The 17,442-nt window shown below is 66.5% G+C and carries 12 protein-coding genes; 9 read left to right on the forward strand and 3 right to left on the reverse strand.

Annotation, left to right across the window (positions count from 1 at the left end; all coding sequences use genetic code 11):
• Positions 1–2: 2 nt before the first annotated feature.
• From eda to DIE04_RS05500, 3 genes are all read left to right on the forward strand, one after another.
• Positions 3–629, forward strand: coding sequence for a bifunctional 4-hydroxy-2-oxoglutarate aldolase/2-dehydro-3-deoxy-phosphogluconate aldolase (eda, locus tag DIE04_RS05485; RefSeq protein ID WP_044844151.1), 627 nt, complete (start codon positions 3–5; stop codon positions 627–629).
• Positions 630–848: 219 nt separating this feature from the next.
• Positions 849–2,210, forward strand: coding sequence for a GntP family permease (locus DIE04_RS05495; RefSeq protein WP_044844150.1), 1,362 nt, complete (start codon positions 849–851; stop codon positions 2,208–2,210).
• 13 nt (positions 2,211–2,223) lie between these two features.
• Positions 2,224–2,721 (forward strand): gluconokinase, encoded by a 498-nt coding sequence (locus DIE04_RS05500; protein WP_044844149.1) that lies wholly within the window; start codon positions 2,224–2,226, stop codon positions 2,719–2,721.
• A gap of 147 nt (positions 2,722–2,868) precedes the next feature.
• Here the strand turns inward: DIE04_RS05500 and purB are convergent, their stop codons facing one another.
• Entirely contained in the window at positions 2,869–4,257 is a 1,389-nt protein-coding gene (gene purB / locus DIE04_RS05505) for an adenylosuccinate lyase (RefSeq protein ID WP_044844148.1), read from the reverse strand.
• Positions 4,258–4,520: 263 nt separating this feature from the next.
• Here purB and DIE04_RS05510 point away from each other — a divergent pair, with 263 nt between their 5' ends.
• The 6 genes from DIE04_RS05510 to DIE04_RS05540 all read left to right on the forward strand — a co-directional run bounded on the left by DIE04_RS05510 (position 4,521) and on the right by DIE04_RS05540 (position 10,407).
• Positions 4,521–5,474, forward strand: a complete 954-nt coding sequence (locus DIE04_RS05510; RefSeq protein WP_044848296.1) for a LysR substrate-binding domain-containing protein — start codon at positions 4,521–4,523, stop codon at positions 5,472–5,474.
• Between the two features lie 276 nt (positions 5,475–5,750).
• On the forward strand, positions 5,751–7,037 hold the full coding sequence (locus tag DIE04_RS05520) for a Glu/Leu/Phe/Val dehydrogenase (protein WP_044848295.1): 1,287 nt from the start codon (positions 5,751–5,753) through the stop codon (positions 7,035–7,037).
• Between the two features lie 252 nt (positions 7,038–7,289).
• The gene (locus tag DIE04_RS05525; protein WP_185500314.1) at positions 7,290–8,183 is read left to right on the forward strand and encodes a glutamate/aspartate ABC transporter substrate-binding protein; all 894 of its coding nucleotides are present in this window, start codon (positions 7,290–7,292) and stop codon (positions 8,181–8,183) included.
• A gap of 84 nt (positions 8,184–8,267) precedes the next feature.
• Positions 8,268–9,008: an amino acid ABC transporter permease gene (locus DIE04_RS05530; RefSeq protein WP_044848294.1), complete on the forward strand. Its 741-nt coding sequence runs from the start codon at positions 8,268–8,270 to the stop codon at positions 9,006–9,008.
• Positions 9,008–9,685: a glutamate/aspartate ABC transporter permease GltK gene (gltK, locus tag DIE04_RS05535; protein ID WP_044848293.1), complete on the forward strand. Its 678-nt coding sequence runs from the start codon at positions 9,008–9,010 to the stop codon at positions 9,683–9,685. Before DIE04_RS05530 ends, gltK begins: the two co-directional genes overlap by 1 nt.
• Positions 9,682–10,407 carry an amino acid ABC transporter ATP-binding protein gene (locus tag DIE04_RS05540; RefSeq protein ID WP_044848292.1) on the forward strand — a complete coding sequence of 242 codons (726 nt, stop codon included), beginning with the start codon at positions 9,682–9,684 and terminating at the stop codon, positions 10,405–10,407. Before gltK ends, DIE04_RS05540 begins: the two co-directional genes overlap by 4 nt.
• 126 nt (positions 10,408–10,533) lie before the next feature.
• Here the strand turns inward: DIE04_RS05540 and DIE04_RS05545 are convergent, their stop codons facing one another.
• Positions 10,534–15,780: an autotransporter outer membrane beta-barrel domain-containing protein gene (locus DIE04_RS05545; protein WP_124519969.1), complete on the reverse strand. Its 5,247-nt coding sequence runs from the start codon at positions 15,778–15,780 to the stop codon at positions 10,534–10,536.
• A gap of 645 nt (positions 15,781–16,425) precedes the next feature.
• A complete protein-coding gene (locus DIE04_RS05550) occupies positions 16,426–17,340 on the reverse strand; it encodes a class II glutamine amidotransferase (protein WP_124551328.1) in 915 nt (304 codons plus the stop codon).
• Between the last annotated feature and the right edge of the window lie 102 nt (positions 17,341–17,442).

Consider the following 17,442-nt stretch of genomic DNA (forward strand, 5'->3'; position numbering starts at 1 on the left):
AGATGAAGACGATTGCTGAAATCGTGAAGCTGGGCCCGGTGATTCCGGTGCTCGCATTCGACTCGGTCGAGCAGGGCGAACACGTGTCGCGCGCGTTGCACGCGGGCGGCGTCAAGGTGCTCGAGATCACGCTGCGCACGCCGGCCGGCCTGGAGGCGATCCAGCGCGCGAGCCAGCTCGCGGACGACATCGTCGTCGGCGTCGGCACGATCACGAAGCCCGAGCACTGCGAGCAGGCGAAGCGCGCGGGTGCGAAGTTCGGCGTGTCGCCGGGCCTGACGAAGGACCTGCACCTCGCGTCCCTCGACGCCGGCCTGCCGCTGCTGCCGGGCGTGATGACGCCGAGCGACATCATCCAGGCGCTCGAGTTCGGCTACGAGATCGTCAAGTTCTTCCCCGCGCAGCAAGCCGGCGGCGTGCCGATGCTGCAGGCGTTCCACGGTCCGTTCCCGGCGCTGAAGTTCTGCCCGACGGGCGGCATCACGGTCGACACCGCGCCGAATTTCCTGAAGCTGCCGAACGTCGTATGCGTCGGCGGTTCGTGGCTCACGCCGAAGGCCGCGCTCGCCGCGCAGGACTGGGCCGAAGTCACGCGCCTCGCGCAAGCCGCGAGCCAGCTGCCCCGTTAAGACTTGTACGAAACGAACGTTTGACCCTCGGTAAGCGAGCGCTTAGTGCTTGTTTTACCGAGGGTTTTTGCTGATGGAACCGGTTCTATCCGCGGACCGTAAAGATAAGTAAAATTCAGCGTCCTCGCGGGGTGGGAACCCCCGTGTTTCGGAGACCTGCATAGCCGGGCATACTCGCAACAACTCGCCCGGTTCGAACAATCCTAGGAGGAGTGCCACATGGGGGCTGTCCAAGGCAGCATGCTGCTCATTTATACCGTGATCGCGATCGTCGCGCTGATCGTGATGATCGCGCGGTTCAAGATCTATCCGTTCCTGGTGCTCATCATCGTCTCGCTCGGCCTCGGCCTCGTGGTCGGGATGCCGATGGACAAGATCGTCAAGTCGTTCGAGACCGGCAACGGCAACACGCTCGGCCACATCGCGGTGGTCGTCGGCCTCGGCACGATGCTCGGCAAGATGATGGCCGAATCGGGCGGCGCGGAGCGGATCGCGACCACGCTGATCGACTGGTTCGGCGAGAAGAACATCCATTGGGCGATGATGTTCGTCGCGATCATCGTCGGCCTGCCGGTGTTCTTCGAAGTCGGCTTCGTGCTGCTGATCCCGATCGCGTTCAACGTCGCGAAGCGCACCGGCAAGTCGCTGCTCGTCGTCGGCCTGCCGATGGTCGCGGGCCTGTCCGTCGTGCACGGGCTGATTCCGCCGCACCCGGCCGCGCTGCTGGCCGTCCAGCAATACGGTGCCGACATCGGCAAGACGATCGCGTTCGGCCTGATCGTCGGCGTGCCGACCGCGATCGTCGCGGGCCCGCTGTTTGCGCTGATGATCTCGAAGTTCGTCAAGCTGCCGGAGAACAATCCGCTCGCCGCGCAGTTCGTCGAATCGCACACGGAAGGCAAGCAGCGCGAACTGCCGAGCTTCGGCATCACGCTGTTCACGATCCTGCTGCCGGTGATCCTGATGCTGGTCGGCAGCTGGGCCGACCTGATCTTCACGCCGAAGTCGCTGCCGAACAGCCTGCTGCGCTTTGCCGGCAACTCGGACGTCGCGCTGCTGATCGCCGTGCTGGTGAGCTTCTTCACGTTCGGCAAGCTGCAGGGTTTCAACCGCGACCAGATCCAGAAGTTCTGCGGCGAGTGCCTGGCACCGATCGCCGGCATCACGCTGATCGTCGGTGCGGGCGGCGGCTTCGGCGGCGTCCTGCGCGACAGCGGGATCTCGCAGCAGATCGTCGAGACCGCGAAGCACGCGCACCTGTCGCCGCTGCTGCTCGGCTGGTTCGTCGCGGCGCTGATGCGTCTCGCGACGGGTTCGGCGACGGTCGCGATGACGACGGCCTGCGGCATCGTCGCGCCGATCGCGGCGGCGTCGGGCGCGGCGGTTCGTCCGGAGCTGCTGGTGCTCGCGACGGGCTCGGGCTCGCTGATCTTCTCGCACGTGAACGACGGCGGCTTCTGGCTGATCAAGGAATACTTCGGGATGACGGTTGGTCAGACGTTCAAGACCTGGTCGCTGCTTGAAACCATCATCTCGGTGCTCGGTCTGAGCTTTACGCTGCTGCTGAGCGTGGTTTTGTAACAAGGGGTAGTCAATGATTCTGATCGCAATGGGCGTGTCGGGCGCGGGCAAATCGCGAATCGGCGAAATGCTGGCAGAACGCCTGTCGTGCAGCTATACCGACGGCGACGCGTTTCACAGCGCGGCGAACAAGGAAAAGATGCACAACGGCATTCCGCTGACCGACGACGACCGCTGGCCGTGGCTGCGCACGATCCGCGCGGCCATCGAGGAAAAGCAGCGTGCCGGCGAGACGGCCGTGTTCACGTGCTCTTCGCTGAAGCGGTCGTACCGCGACGTGCTGCGCGGCACCGACACCGACGTGCGGTTCGTGTATCTGAAGGGCTCGTTCGAGGTGTTGCACGAGCGCCTGAAAAGCCGCACCGGCCATTTCTTCGATCCGTCGCTGCTGAAGAGCCAGCTCGACACACTCGAGGAGCCGGGCCCGGACGAGGCGATCGAGGTCAGCATCGAGCTGACGCCCGAACAGATCGTCGATCAGGTGATGGCGAAGATCGGCCACGCGCACTGAGCGCGGTTCGCGGCAATCGTGATGCCGCAGTGAGACAGGCGCCCCTCGGGGCGCCTTTTTTCGTCGAGCGCGCGCGAGCCGCCAAAGAAAAAGCCCGATGCGAGCAATTTCGCATCGGGCTTTTTTTCCGTCCGGCGACGGCGGCGCTTACGCGATCCGCTTCGCGAGTTCGACGGCCTTGCCGATGTACGACGCCGGCGTCATCGCGAGCAGGCGGTCCTTCGCATCCTGCGGGATCGCGAGCGTGGCGACGAATTCCTGCAGCGCTTCGCGCGTGATGCCCTTGCCGCGCGTCAGTTCCTTCAGCTGTTCGTACGGGTTCTCGATGCCGTAGCGGCGCATCACCGTCTGCACCGGCTCCGCGAGCACTTCCCAGCAGTTGTCGAGATCTTCGTTCAGGCGCTGCGGGTTGACTTCGAGCTTGTCGAGGCCGCGGATCAGCGAGTCGTAGGCGAGCAGCGAATAGCCGAGCGCGACGCCCATGTTGCGCAGCACCGTCGAGTCGGTCAGGTCACGCTGCCAGCGCGACACCGGCAGCTTGTCGGCGAGGTGGCGCAGCGTCGCGTTCGCGAGGCCGAGGTTGCCTTCCGAGTTCTCGAAGTCGATCGGGTTGACCTTGTGCGGCATCGTCGACGAGCCGATTTCGCCGGCCTTCGTCTTCTGCTTGAAGTAGCCGACCGAGATGTAGCCCCACACGTCGCGATCGAGGTCGAGCAGGATCGTGTTCGCGCGCGCAACCGCGTCGAACAGCTCGGCCATGTAGTCGTGCGGTTCGATCTGGATCGTGTACGGGTTGAACGTGAGCTTCAGGCGGTTCTCGATCACGTCGCGCGAGAACGCTTCCCAGTCGAATTCCGGATACGCGGACAGGTGCGCGTTGAAGTTGCCGACCGCGCCGTTCATCTTGCCGAGGATCTCGACCTTCTCGATGCGCGTGATCGCGCGTGCGAGGCGCGCGGCGACGTTCGCGAGTTCCTTGCCGAGCGTCGTCGGGCTGGCCGGCTGGCCGTGCGTGCGCGACAGCATCGGCTGCTCGGCGAGCGCGTGCGACAGCGCGACGAGGCGCTGGTGGACCGTGCGCAGCGCCGGCACGATCACGTGCTCGCGCGCACCGGCGAGCATCATCCCGTGCGACGTGTTGTTGATGTCTTCGGACGTGCACGCGAAGTGGATGAATTCGCTGGCCTTCTCGAGTTCGGCCTGGCCCTTGACCGATTCCTTCAGCCAGTATTCGACGGCCTTCACGTCGTGGTTCGTCACGCGCTCGATTTCCTTGATGCGCGCGGCGTCGTGCGCGGTGAAGCGCTCCGCGAGCTGCAGCAGGAATTGTTCGGACGCGTCGGAGAAGCGCGGGACTTCCGCGAAGCCGGCGCGCGACAGCGCGATCAGCCAGTGCACCTCGACGGTGACGCGGTGGCGCATGAAGGCGGCTTCGGAGAGCCAGTCGCGCAGCGCTTCGGTCTTGCTGGCGTAGCGGCCGTCGATGGGCGAGAGCGCGGTGAGGGCGAAAAGCGTATCGGGACGAGTGTCGGACATGATCGGGCGGGCCTTGGGGCCGGGTCGAGCGAGGGGGGAAGAATCCGGCATTTTACCATCGCCGCGGGGCGATCCCGGCCGAACCGGTCCGGCCGCGGCCGCCGCGGGCGATCGGCACGCGCCCGGCGCCCGGGCGGCGCGCGACCGGCCTGCCGGCAGGCGCCCGCGCCGGCTCGCCGGGGCGCCCGCCACGCCGCCGGGCCGGCCCGCCCGCCGGTAGAATGCAGGCTTCTTCCCGACCGCCGCCCGCCGCGCCCGCCTGCATGGAACTGAAATGGCTCGAAGACTTCGTCTCGCTCGCGGAAACGCGCAGCTTTAGCCGCTCCGCCGAACTGCGGCACGTGTCGCAGCCCGCGTTCTCGCGGCGTATCCAGGCGCTCGAGGCGTGGCTCGCGACTGAACTGATCGATCGTTCGGTCTATCCGACGCGGCTCACGCAGGCCGGCCAGATCTTCTACGAGCAGGCGCTGACGATGCTGTCGCAGGCGCACGAGGCGCGCACGCTGCTGCGCGGCCACGTCGGCGCGCCGGTGCCGACGATCGAGTTCGCGGTGCCGCACACGCTGTCGCTCACGTATTTTCCGCGCTGGCTGCAGCGGATCGAGGCGAAGATGGGGCAGGTCCACACGCGGCTGCGCGCGCTGAACGTGCACGATGCCGTGCTGTCGCTCGTCGAGGGCGGCTGCGATCTCGTGATGGGCTACCACCACCCGAGCCACCCGGTCGCGCTCGACCCGGCCCGCTACGACATGCTGGTGCTCGGCAGCGAGCCGATCAGCGCGTTTTCGGCGCCGGGCCGCGCGGGCCGGCCGCGCTATACGCTGCCGGGCACGGCCGAGGCGCGCGTGCCGTACCTGTCGTATACGCCGAACGCGTATCTCGGCCGGATGACCGAAGTCATCGTGGCGAATGCACCGACGTCGCTGTTCCTCGATCGTGTTTACGAAACCGACATGGCGGAAGGGTTGAAGGCGATGGCGCTCGCGGGCCACGGCGTCGCGTTCCTGCCGCACAGCGCGGTCGAGGACGCGGTGGCGAGCGGCCGCCTGATCCGGCTTGACCGTTCCGCGCGCGGCGGCACCCATCCGTTCACGCTGACGATGGAGATCCGCCTGTACTGCGACAAGCTCGCGCTGCAGGGCGACGATCCGCATCAGAAACTCGTGCGCGCGCTGTGGGACGTCGTGCGCGACGAACTGCGCGAAACCACCGGTTAACCGTGGGCGGTTAACCGGGCCGGTCGGGCGCGAGCGACTGACGAGCCGCTTTCGGCGCCTGTCGGACGCCCGTCCGGCGGGCGTCCCGCGACTTTCACGACGATTTTTCACGCCCGCGATGCACGGCCGATCGCGGGCGTTCTTGCGCAAATCGACCGCGGATTTGCGAAAAATCACGATCATGCAAGAAACGCATAATCGAATAAGCAAACGGCATTGGATAAAAAAAACGGGTTTTTCGACAATGTGCGCAATCCGTTGAACGTTGGAGTGTCCATGTCTTCGCAACTGCAGTCCATCCCGTCCTACCTTCACGCCGACGATCTCGGCCCGTGGGGCAACTACCTTCAGCAGGTCGATCGCGTCGCGCCGTACCTCGGCTCGCTGTCGCGCTGGCTCGAGACGCTGAAGCGTCCGAAGCGCATCCTGATCGTCGACTGCCCCATCGAGCTCGACAACGGCACCGTCGCGCACTTCGAAGGCTATCGCGTGCAGCACAACGTGTCGCGCGGCCCGGGCAAGGGCGGCGTGCGCTACCACCAGGACGTGACGCTGTCGGAAGTGATGGCGCTGTCGGCATGGATGTCGGTGAAGAACGCCGCAGTGAACGTGCCGTACGGCGGTGCGAAGGGCGGCATCCGCGTCGACCCGCGCAAGCTGTCGCGTGGTGAGCTCGAGCGCGTGACGCGCCGCTACACCAGCGAAATCGGCATCATCATCGGGCCGAACACCGACATTCCGGCACCGGACGTCAACACCAACGAACAGGTGATGGCGTGGATGATGGACACGTACTCGATGAACCAGGGCCAGACGTCGACCGGCGTCGTGACCGGCAAGCCGATCGCGCTCGGCGGTTCGCTCGGCCGCAAGGAAGCAACGGGCCGCGGCGTGTTCGTCGTCGGCTCCGAAGCGGCGAAGAAGAAGGGCCTGGAAATCGAAGGCGCGCGCATCGCGGTGCAGGGCTTCGGCAACGTCGGCGGCATCGCGGCGAAGCTGTTCCAGGAAGCGGGCTCGAAGGTGATCGCGGTGCAGGATCACACGGGCACGATCTACCAGCCGGCCGGCCTCGATTCGAACAAGCTGCTCGACCACGTCGCACGCACGGGCGGCGTCGCGGGCTTCGAAGGCGCCGAGCCGATGCCGAACGACGAGTTCTGGACGGTCGAGACCGACATCCTGATCCCGGCGGCGCTGGAAAACCAGATCACGGAAAAGAACGCGGCGAAGATCCGCACGAAGATCATCGTCGAAGGCGCGAACGGCCCGACGACGACGGCGGCGGACGACATCCTGAGCGCGAACGGCGTGCTCGTGATCCCCGACGTGATCGCGAACGCGGGCGGCGTGACCGTGTCGTACTTCGAGTGGGTGCAGGACTTCTCGAGCTTCTTCTGGACGGAAGACGAGATCAACCACCGTCTCGAGCGCGTGATGCGCGAAGCGTTCGCCGGCGTGTGGGCGGTCGCGGAAGAGCACAAGGTGACGGTGCGTACGGCGGCGTTCATCGTCGCGTGCAAGCGCATCCTGATGGCGCGCGAAATGCGCGGCCTGTACCCCTGATCGGTCGTTGCCGATCGCCGATCGGTTGACTACGATCAAAGCATGACGCAATCCACCCGATTGCGCGCATGAACCTTCGCGGGCGATGCCGAATCCGGCATCGCCCGCGCGCGCATTCAGGCGCCGAAACGGGCGCCCGGAGCCGGGAGGACGGCTTCGCACAGCGCGATTCGTAGTGCGGTTAACAACCAGTACTTTCAAAAATATTACTTTGATACACTGGCGCGGGTTTTAGCCAAGGAGATGACCAAAATGAAATACCAGAAGGCAGTCCTGATGGTCGCGGCGCTGTGCGCGTTCGCGAGCGGCGCGCACGCACAGGAGACCGGCACGCTGAAGAAGATCAAGGACACGGGCGTGATCGCGCTGGGCCACCGCGAATCGTCGATTCCGTTCTCCTACTATGACCAGAACCAGCAGGTCGTCGGCTATTCGCGCGAATTCCAGTTGAAGGTCGTGGACGCGGTGAAGAAGAAGCTGAACCTGCCGAACCTGCAGGTCAAGAACATCCCGGTCACGTCGCAGAACCGCATCCCGCTCGTGCAGAACGGCACGGTCGACATCGAGTGCGGCTCGACGACCAACAACCTGGAGCGTCAGCAGCAGGCCGCATTCTCCGACACGATCTTCGTGATCGGCACGCGCCTGATGACGAAGAAGGATTCGGGCGTGAAGGACTTCGCCGACCTGAAGGGCAAGACGGTCGTGACCACCGCCGGCACGACGTCCGAGCGCCTGCTGCGCAAGATGAACAACGACAAGCAGCTGGGCATGAACATCATCAGCGCGAAGGACCACGGCGACTCGTTCAACACGCTCGAGTCGGGCCGCGCGGTCGCGTTCATGATGGACGACGCGCTGCTCGCGGGCGAGCGCGCGAAGGCGAAGCAGCCGGGCGAATGGGTGATCGTCGGCACGCCGCAGTCGGAAGAGGCGTACGGCTGCATGATGCGCAAGGGCGATGCGGACTTCAAGAAGGTCGTCGACGACGCGATCTCGCAAGTCGAGAAGTCGGGCGAAGCCGCGAAGATCTACGCGAAGTGGTTCGAGAACCCGATCCCGCCGAAGGGGCTGAACCTGAACTTCCCGCTGTCCGATTCGATGAAGAAGCTGTACGCGAACCCGAACGACAAGGCGCTCGACTGACCACGCGGCCGTTGACGCAGAAATGACGCTACTGAAACGGAAGAGGCCACGCTTCTTCCGTTTCTTTTTGCTGGAGTCTTGCCCATGTCTTACCACTGGAACTGGGGCGTCTTCCTGAGCCCCGTCTCGACCGGCGAGCCGACGACTTATTTCGGATGGCTGATGTCCGGCTTCTGGGTGACGATCGAGGTGTCGCTCGTCGCCTGGGTCATCGCGCTGATCGTCGGCTCGCTGTTCGGCGTGCTGCGCACGGTGCCGAACAAATGGCTGTCCGCGATCGGCACCGTGTACGTGTCGATCTTCCGGAACATTCCGCTGATCGTGCAGTTCTTCATCTGGTACCTCGTCGTGCCCGAGCTGCTGCCCGCATCGATCGGCACCTGGATCAAGCAGTTGCCGCCGACCACGCAGTTCTTCACCTCGTCGATCATCTGTCTCGGCCTGTTTACGGGCGCGCGCGTGTGCGAACAGGTGCGCTCGGGGATCAACGCGCTGCCGAAGGGCCAGCGCGCGGCCGGCCTCGCGATGGGCTTCACGCAATGGCAGACGTACCGCTACGTGCTGCTGCCGGTTGCGTACCGGATCATCGTGCCGCCGCTCACGTCCGAGTTCCTGAACATCTTCAAGAACTCGGCGGTCGCGTCGACGATCGGCCTGCTCGACCTGTCCGCGCAGGCGCGCCAGCTCGTCGACTACACCGCGCAGACCTACGAGTCGTTCATCGCGGTCACGCTCGCGTACGTGATCATCAACCTCGTCGTGATGGCGTTCATGCGCTGGATCGAAGGCCGCACGCGGCTGCCCGGCTACATCGGAGGCAAGTGATGCATCAGTTCGACTGGAGTAGTATTCCCGGCGCGATACCGACGCTGTGGACGGGGGCGATCGTCACGTTCAAGATCACGCTGATCGCGATCGTCGTCGGCATCGTGTGGGGCACGTTGCTCGCGCTGCTGCGGCTGTCGGGCGTGAAGCCGCTCGCGTGGTTCGCGAAGGCGTACGTGACGGTGTTCCGCTCGATCCCGCTCGTGATGGTGCTGCTGTGGTTCTTCCTGATCGTGCCGCAGGTGCTGCAGGGCGTGCTGGGGCTGTCGCCGACGATCGACATTCGCCTCGCGTCGGCGATGGTCGCGTTCTCGCTGTTCGAAGCCGCGTATTATTCCGAGATCATCCGCGCCGGCATCCAGGCGGTGCCGCGCGGGCAGGTCAACGCCGCGTTCGCGCTCGGCATGAACTACGCGCAGGCGATGCGCCTCGTGATCCTGCCGCAGGCGTTCCGCGCGATGGTGCCGCTGCTGCTCACGCAGGCGATCGTCCTGTTCCAGGATACGTCGCTCGTGTACGTGATCAGTCTCGCGGACTTCTTCCGCACGGCCGCCAACGTCGGCGATCGCGACGGCACGACCGTCGAGATGGTCCTGTTCGCGGGCGCATGCTATTTCGTGGTTTGCTCGGTGGCGTCTGCCCTCGTCAAAGGTCTCCAGAAAAAGGTCACAAGATGATTTCCATCAAGAACGTTTCCAAGTGGTACGGCCAGTTTCAGGTCCTCACCGATTGCACGACCGAGGTCAAGAAAGGCGAGGTGGTGGTCGTGTGCGGTCCGTCCGGCTCGGGCAAGTCGACGCTGATCAAGACCGTGAACGGCCTCGAGCCGTTCCAGCAGGGCGAGATCCTCGTGAACGGCCAGTCGGTCGGCGACAAGAAGACGAACCTGTCGAAGCTGCGCTCGAAGGTCGGGATGGTGTTCCAGCATTTCGAGTTGTTCCCGCACCTGTCGATCACCGAGAACCTGACGCTCGCGCAGGTCAAGGTGCTCGGCCGCGGCAAGGACGAAGCGGCCGAGAAGGGCATGAAGCTGCTCGATCGCGTCGGCCTGAAGGCGCATGCGCACAAGTTTCCGGGCCAGCTGTCGGGCGGCCAGCAGCAGCGGGTCGCGATCGCGCGCGCGCTGTCGATGGACCCGATCGCGATGCTGTTCGACGAGCCGACGTCCGCGCTCGATCCCGAGATGATCAACGAAGTGCTCGACGTGATGGTCGAACTCGCGCAGGAAGGCATGACGATGATGGTCGTCACGCACGAGATGGGCTTCGCGAAGAAGGTCGCCCATCGCGTGATCTTCATGGACAAGGGCGCGATCGTCGAGGACGACCGCAAGGATGATTTCTTCTCGAATCCGAAGTCGGACCGCGCGAAGGACTTCCTCGCGAAAATCCTGCACTGAGCGTTCGTGCAGCGCGTGCGCCGCATGCACGCCGATGAAAAAACCGCCCGGCTGAACACCGGGCGGTTTTTTTCGCGGGCTGCCCGTCGCCCGCCGGTGGCAGCGGACGGGTTGCCGAGTCGGGCGTTACCAGCTGTAGCGGTAGCCGACCTGCCCGGTCACGCCGCGCCGGTAATCGCCGCCGATGTTGCGCGCATATTTCACGTTCGCGTACAACGCGCCCGACTTGCCGAAGCCCGCGGTCACGCCAAGGCCGAGCTCGTACCAGGTGCGGCCCAGGTGCGTCGCGAACGGCGTGCCGCCGACGACGGTCTGGCCCGGCGACAGGAAGTCGTGCAGCACGTCGGCCGTGAAGTACGGTGTCGCGGCGCCGCCGCCCGCGTTCGCGTCGAGGTTCGGCCGGAAGACGCGCACGCCGACGCGTCCGCGCAGCGCGTGGGTCGTCGTGCCCGACACGGCCGATACGTCGTCGTTGAACCCGTTCAGCTTCAGGTACTGGTACATCAGCTGCGCCTGCGGCTCGACCGCGATCGGCGTGCCGCCGATCCCGAACGGCTTGCCGACCTCCTGCGACAGCGCGATGCCGAAGCCGTTCTGCGAGGCCTCGTTGCCGTAGCTGTCGCGATAGCGGTTGCCGTAGTGCGTGACCTGGCCGACGCTATCGAAGTAGGTGCCGTCGGACAGGTAGCGTGTCCAGTAGCCGCCGACGCTCTGCGCGTGCATCTCGACCGAGCCCGTCGACGTCGACAGCCCGGCCGTGTCGGCGCGTGCCGTGTCGCTGAAGCTCGCGTTCGCGACGCCGATGCTCGCCGTCACGCCCGCATGCGTGCTGCCGCCGGCGGGCGCCTGGTCGAGCGTCCAGTCCTTGCCGAACTGCGCGAAGAACGTGCGCTCGTCGGCCGCGAAGCGGCCCGCGTTCGCGTCGAGGCTCTGTCCGCCGATGCGGCCCCACACGCCGTCGCGGTTGCCCGGCGCCTGCTTCTCGAGGTTGTAGATGTCGCCGACGCGCTCGTGCAGCTTGCCAAGCGTCGAGAAGCCGTAGTCGGCGTTCAGCAGCGGCGTCATCGCATAACCCGCGACGCCAGGACGGTACGCGAGATTGCCGCCGTTGTTGCCGCCCTCGATGACGGACGGGCCGACCGGATCGCCGGGGTCCGTCGGGTCCAGTTGCGAGCGCAGGTACCAGCCGTTCGCATCGCCCTGTCCGCCGCGGTAGAGACGGTATTCGTACGCGCCGGCCTGTACGGGGCCCGCGAGATGGAACGCCGACGCGGTAGTCGTGCCGCCATTGGCCGTGACGACCACCGGAATCCCGTCGCCCGTCGTCTGCGCGCCGGTGCCGGCCGTGTTCGCGATTTTCAGCCCGGTCGTGCCGCTCGCGGTGCCGCCGTTCACGATCAGCCGGTCGGTCGGCGATGCGTCGGCGCCGAGGTAGGTGTTCAGCGCGATCGTGCCGCCGTTGCCGACGTAATTGCCGGTCGTCAGCGTCCGGTAGCTGGCGGCCGCCGTCGGTGAACCGGACGGTGCGGCGAACGCGACCAGGCCCGCGTTGTTCAGGCTGCTCAGCACGGAGCTGCCGGTCATGTGCCACGTGCTCGAGCCGTCGACGCTCAGCGCGACCGGGTCGATCGTGCCGGTCAGGGTCGTGCCGTTCGTCAGGAACACGTTGCCGGTGCTCGACGCGTCCGACACGATGTCGCCCGCGAGATTCACGGCCGATGCGTTGAAGGTCGCGGTGCTGCCGTTCGCGAGGTCCAGCAGCGTGCCGTTGCCGGCCGTCACGACGGTGCCGTTGCGCACCGCGATGTCGACGGTGCCGGCGCGTGCGGCGAACGCCGGCCCGGTGACGGACGCGACGCTGCCGCCGTCGACGCGCACCGAGCTCGTCGCGCCGGTCGCGAGCGTGTCCGTGCTCATGACGCCGGCCGTCGCGCCCTTGAGCGTCGTGCCCGTCAGCGCGAGCACGCCGCCGCCGTCGACGGTCGCGCCGTTGCCGGCCGCGCTCGCGAGCGACGAACCCGTGTCGCCGATACGGCCGCCGTTGCGCGCGACGAGACCGTCGGCTGCCACGCCCGCCGCAGAGACCTTCGTGCCCGACAGCCACACGGTCGCGCCGCTGCCCGCGACGATCGCATGCGCGCCGGCGCCGGTCGTCGCGACGGTCGTGCCGTCGGCCGCCAGCGTCGAATCCGCGCCCGTCACAAAGAGGCCGCGTGCGTTGTCGCCGGCGGTGCGTACGACGGTCGCCGCGTCGGTCGCGATGCGTGCGCCCGTGCCCGTCGACGACAGCCCGTCGGCGCCATTGCCGGTCGTGCCGATCTGCGTGCCCGACAGCGCGATCGTCGTGTTCGTGCCGAGGTTGTCGATGCCCTTGCCGGCGCCGCCCGCCGCGATCGACGTCGCGCCGGCCGCGATCCCGCCGTTCGAGACGGTCGAGTCGATCAGCACGCCGTCGGCACTGCCGTTCGCGACGACGGTGCCCGCGCCCGACAGCGCGACCGACGCACCCGCGCCGGTCAGGTGCACGCCCGCGACGCCGTCGTCGGCCTCGATCGTGCCCGCGTTGGCAAGCGTCGCCGACGCGCCCTGCACGAGCGCGCCGGTGCCGTTGGCCACGCGGATCGCCGACGCGTTGTTCACGGTGCCGAGCGTGCCGACCACGACGCCCGTCGAGCCTGCGCCGCTCAGCAGCACCGTGTCGCGGTTATCGAGCGTGCCGAGGTTCTGCGCGACGAAACCCGTCACGCCCGCGGTCGACGAGGTGACCGCGGCATCGTTGGTCAGCGTCGTCGCGACCGGTGCGCCGGCATTCGCGCCGGCGAGGTCGTGCGCCTGGCCGTCGACGACGCCCGCGATCGCGCCGGCCGCATTCAGGTTGATGGTCGCGCCCGAGTCGATCGTGCCCTTCGCGCCGCCTTCGACTGCAACCGCGATGCCGTTCGCGCCGTTGACGTTGTAGGTGGCGTGGCCGGTGGACAGCGTCGTGCCGGCGCCGGTCGCGAGCACGCCGCGCGCGCGCTGGCCGTTGACGTCGGTCGTCAGCGTGCCGGCGGCCGATGCCCCCGTATAGGCCGCGCCGCCCGCCATGCGGAACAGCGTCGAATCGTCGGTATCGACGCTCAGGTGCTGCGCGGCGACGTTGATCTTCGAGCCTGCGCCATACGCATAGAAGCCGATCTGGTTCGTGCCCGACATGAAGTGGGGCACCGCGTTCGCGTCGACGTTGATCGTCGCGCCCGAGCGCGCATGGACGCCGATCGCACCGGTGCCCGTCAGGTTGAGCGCGCCGTCGACCGTGGCCTTCGCGCGCGGCCCTTCGGCCCACACGCCGTAGTTGCGCGTGTCCGATGCCGGATCGAGCCCGCCGGCCACGTTGATCGTGCCGGTCGACGTTGCGGCCGTCGCGGTCGAGCCGGTGCCGACCACCATGATGCCGATGCCGTTCACGCCGTTCAGCGTGATCGTGCCGGTGTTGGTCACGGTCGCGGCCGTGTTGGCCGCGAGCATGCCGACGTTGGCGAACGGCGTGCCGGGCGCCGCGCCGTTCACGACGATCGTGCCCGCGTTGCGCAGCGTGCCGGACGACGAACCGATGCTCGCCATTCCGGCGCCGTTCTGCGTCTGCGAGCCGATCACGATCGAGCCGAGGTTGCTGGCGGTGCCCGACGCGCCGAGCAGGATCCCGTACGCATGCGCGGACAGCGCGACGTCGTTCGCCGCCGCCCCCGGCCCGTACTGGGCCGCGCGGCCGAGATAGATCGTGCCGCCGGCCGCGTTCGTGAAGGTGCCGCCCACCGCGAAACCGCCGATCACCTCGCTGTCGAGCGTCGTCGCGTTGACGCCGACGTTGATCGTGCCGGCGTTCGACGCGTTCGCGCCGCCCGTCACGGCCACCGCGTAGTTCTGCAGGTCGGGGCGGTCGCCGGCGAGCGTCCACGCGCCGACGTTCATCACGCCGTGGTTGACGAACGAGGTGCCCGAGCCGTTCGCGTACACGCCGTTGCCCTCGGTGTACGCATGGAACCCGAAGTTGTCGGGCGGCGTGCCGCTGCTCGTGTCGAAATTGTCGCCGGACGCGTAGCCGGACGAGATCACGCCATTGTTGACGCCGCTCGCGCCGCTCAGCAGGCGCACCAGCGTGAAATCGCCCGACAGGCGGCCGTCGTTGACGAAGTGCGCGCCGTTTTCCGCGAGAACGGCCGAACTCGATGCGATCGTGTTGGTGCCGCGGAAGTCGATCTGGCCGTCCTTGCCGATCTGCAGCGTCGCGTTCGCGCCGGTGCCGTGCATTGCCGACAGGTGATCGATCGGCAGCGTGTTCTTGTCGCCGGCGGACACGTTGTTCGCGTACTGGAAGGTCTCCTTCGAGAACGTGACGGCCTGGCCGAACGCGGTGTCGTACGCGGCCTGCGAGCCGAGCGCGCCGCTCCGGACCGAACGCACGAGGAAGTCGTTGTAGGCGGCGAGCGACGCGGCGTCGCTGACGGTCCACGTGCTGCCGTCGAACGCAGTGAAAGTGCCCGCATAGGCCGGCACGTCGAGCTGGAGGTTGCCGACGGAGCCGCCGCTCGCGAGGTAGTCGCCGGTGGTGAACCAGACCTGGTTGCGCGAATTCCAGTTGACGACGCTCGGGGTGGCGCCCGTCCCGTCCGCGACGGTGAGGTCCGTCTGCTTCGCGGCCATCGTGATTGCGTTGCCGGCCGAGCCGGGCGCGTTGGCGGGATTGCCGATCGACACGTTCAGCGTGCCGCCGGAGCGGTCGACGGTGCCGATCCGTGTGTTCACGTACTGGTCGCCGTTGACGTCGCGGTAGACGGGCACGTCGGTCGTGCCGACCGTCGACGCGGAGAACGCGGACGAGTCGTAGGTGGCGACCGACGTATGGGTGCCCGTGATCGTGTCGGGCGTGCCGATGTTTTGCGTCTTGCCGCCGAGCGACACCAGCGGCTGATCCGGATTTCCCGACACGATCGTCGTCGTGCCGAACGGGATGCGCGTGTAGCCGGCGTCGCCGCTGTTCTGCGCCGTCCATGCGCCCGTCACGCCGACCGCGTCGCCGCCGGACACGGTCGTGGCGCCGGCCAGGTTGTCGTTCACGGTCGGGCTGACGCTGCCGAGCGCGCAGCTGCCGCCGCTCGCGACCGCCGAACCGTCGCCGCAGCTCGACGCGTACGCGGAGCCGGCCGACAGCGCGGCCAGCGCGGCACCGAGCGCGGCGACGCGCAGCGGCGAGCGGCGGATCGCCGTGCGGCCGGCGCGGGTGCTTGCGCCCGATTCGCGGCCTGAACGCTTGCCGCGCGCCCGTGTCGTTTCCGCGACCGCGACCCAGCAGCCGGCGGCGTCGCTCCAGATCGATCGAAATGAGTGATTCACGACATGCCCTCTTTCTTGTTTTGACGTGTTATTCGCCGCATGCGGCGAATGCGCATTCCACGGTGCTGCGTGACGCGAATGGACATGCGGCAGCCGTGGCTGCATGACGCGCCGGTCGGGTTTCGTTACACCGAAGATGGAGCGAGTCTACTAATTGGCGGGGCGGGCGATTTTCAAAAAATAAGAAAATGTGGGGATGGTAACGGTATTGAGTGGTATTTCTGAGTTGTGTGGGTAACCGAACTGAAAGCCTTTGTGGGTAAGGGCTTGGTGGATTTTTTATAGAACAGGCGGAAGCGCCGGTTCGGTAGGCTGGCGCACGATAGGCGTGGGGATTTTGCTTTAAGCTGAGGCTTCCGGATTATCCGGTTTCGAATATCTTGTTTTATTTGTTTCGACGGTTAACTATTTTTACTTGAAAATTAATTAAATAAAAGTGAATGTCGTGTGGCGACGCACGCGTGCTTGAAATGGCAGCCTGAATGGAGTTGTCGGGGGGAGATTTTCAATGCGGGCAATCATCGGCGGATGCCGGGCGCCGGATGCGTGGTTCGACGATCCGGGCATGACGCGGGATCGCCGGGCCGCGACGCTGGCGGAACAGCGCAACGCATGAAGCGCGCGCCCGGCGGCGGCGCGGCGCGCTCAGAAATCGATCGAGTCGTCGGAATCGTCGTCGGCGCCGGCCGCGAGTGCGGCGTGCTGCGTACCGCACGGCGCGGACGCCGACGCGTCGAGCGCCGGGTTGCGCAGTTTCTCGAGCACGCACTCGGGCACCGGAATCTGCATCCGCGCGGCGACGTCGCCGCACTGGAACATGATCAGCTCGCCCGGTTCGAACGAGGTCCAGATTTCGTTGTCGGTCAGCGGCTGCGTGGCGATCACCGCGACGCGATCCTCGGGCGTCGTGTATTTCGCGAAGTCGATCGACAGGTCTTCGTCGACCAGATGCGCGGTCGAGAACGGCCAGCGCCGCACGAGGTAGTGCAGCCGCGTCGAGCAGTGCGCGAAGAGAGCCTGGCCGTTCGACATCAGGAAGTTGAACACGCCGTGATCGGTGATGTCGCGCGTCAGCTCGCCGACGCGCTCGAACAGCTCCGGCAACGGCGGCTGCGCGCCGGGGAACGCTTCGCGCAGCCCCTGCATCAGCACGCAGAACGCCTTCTCGCTGTCGGTGGTGCCGACCGGATGGTAGACGCTGCCGTCGAGATCGGGTTCGTACTCCTGCAGATCGCCGTTATGCGCGAAGATCCAGTGCCGCCCCCACAGCTCGCGCATGAACGGGTGGCTGTTCTCGAGCAGGATGTGGCCTTGCGTGGCCTTGCGGATGTGCGCGATCGTGTTCTTGGACTTGATCGGGTAGCGCTTGACCATTTCGGCGAGCGGCGACGTGGCCGATGCCTGGTGGTCGACGAAGAGGCGACAGGCCTTGTCCTCGAAGAACGCGATTCCCCAGCCGTCGGCATGGTGATCGGTGAGGCCGCCCCGGGCCGCGAAACCTGTGAAGGAGAATGTGACGTCCGTCGGCGCGGCGCAGTTCATTCCTAGGAGTTGGCACATTTTACTTGGGGCGGGGCGGAAGCAGGGTAACCAACCGGGTGAACCCCGGTACAATGTGGCTTCTAGCATATCACCGAGCCTTGAGCGGTAAAAAGCGGATTC

The organism is Burkholderia sp. Bp8994 (assembly GCF_003853805.1).
Classification (GTDB): Bacteria; Pseudomonadota; Gammaproteobacteria; order Burkholderiales; family Burkholderiaceae; genus Burkholderia.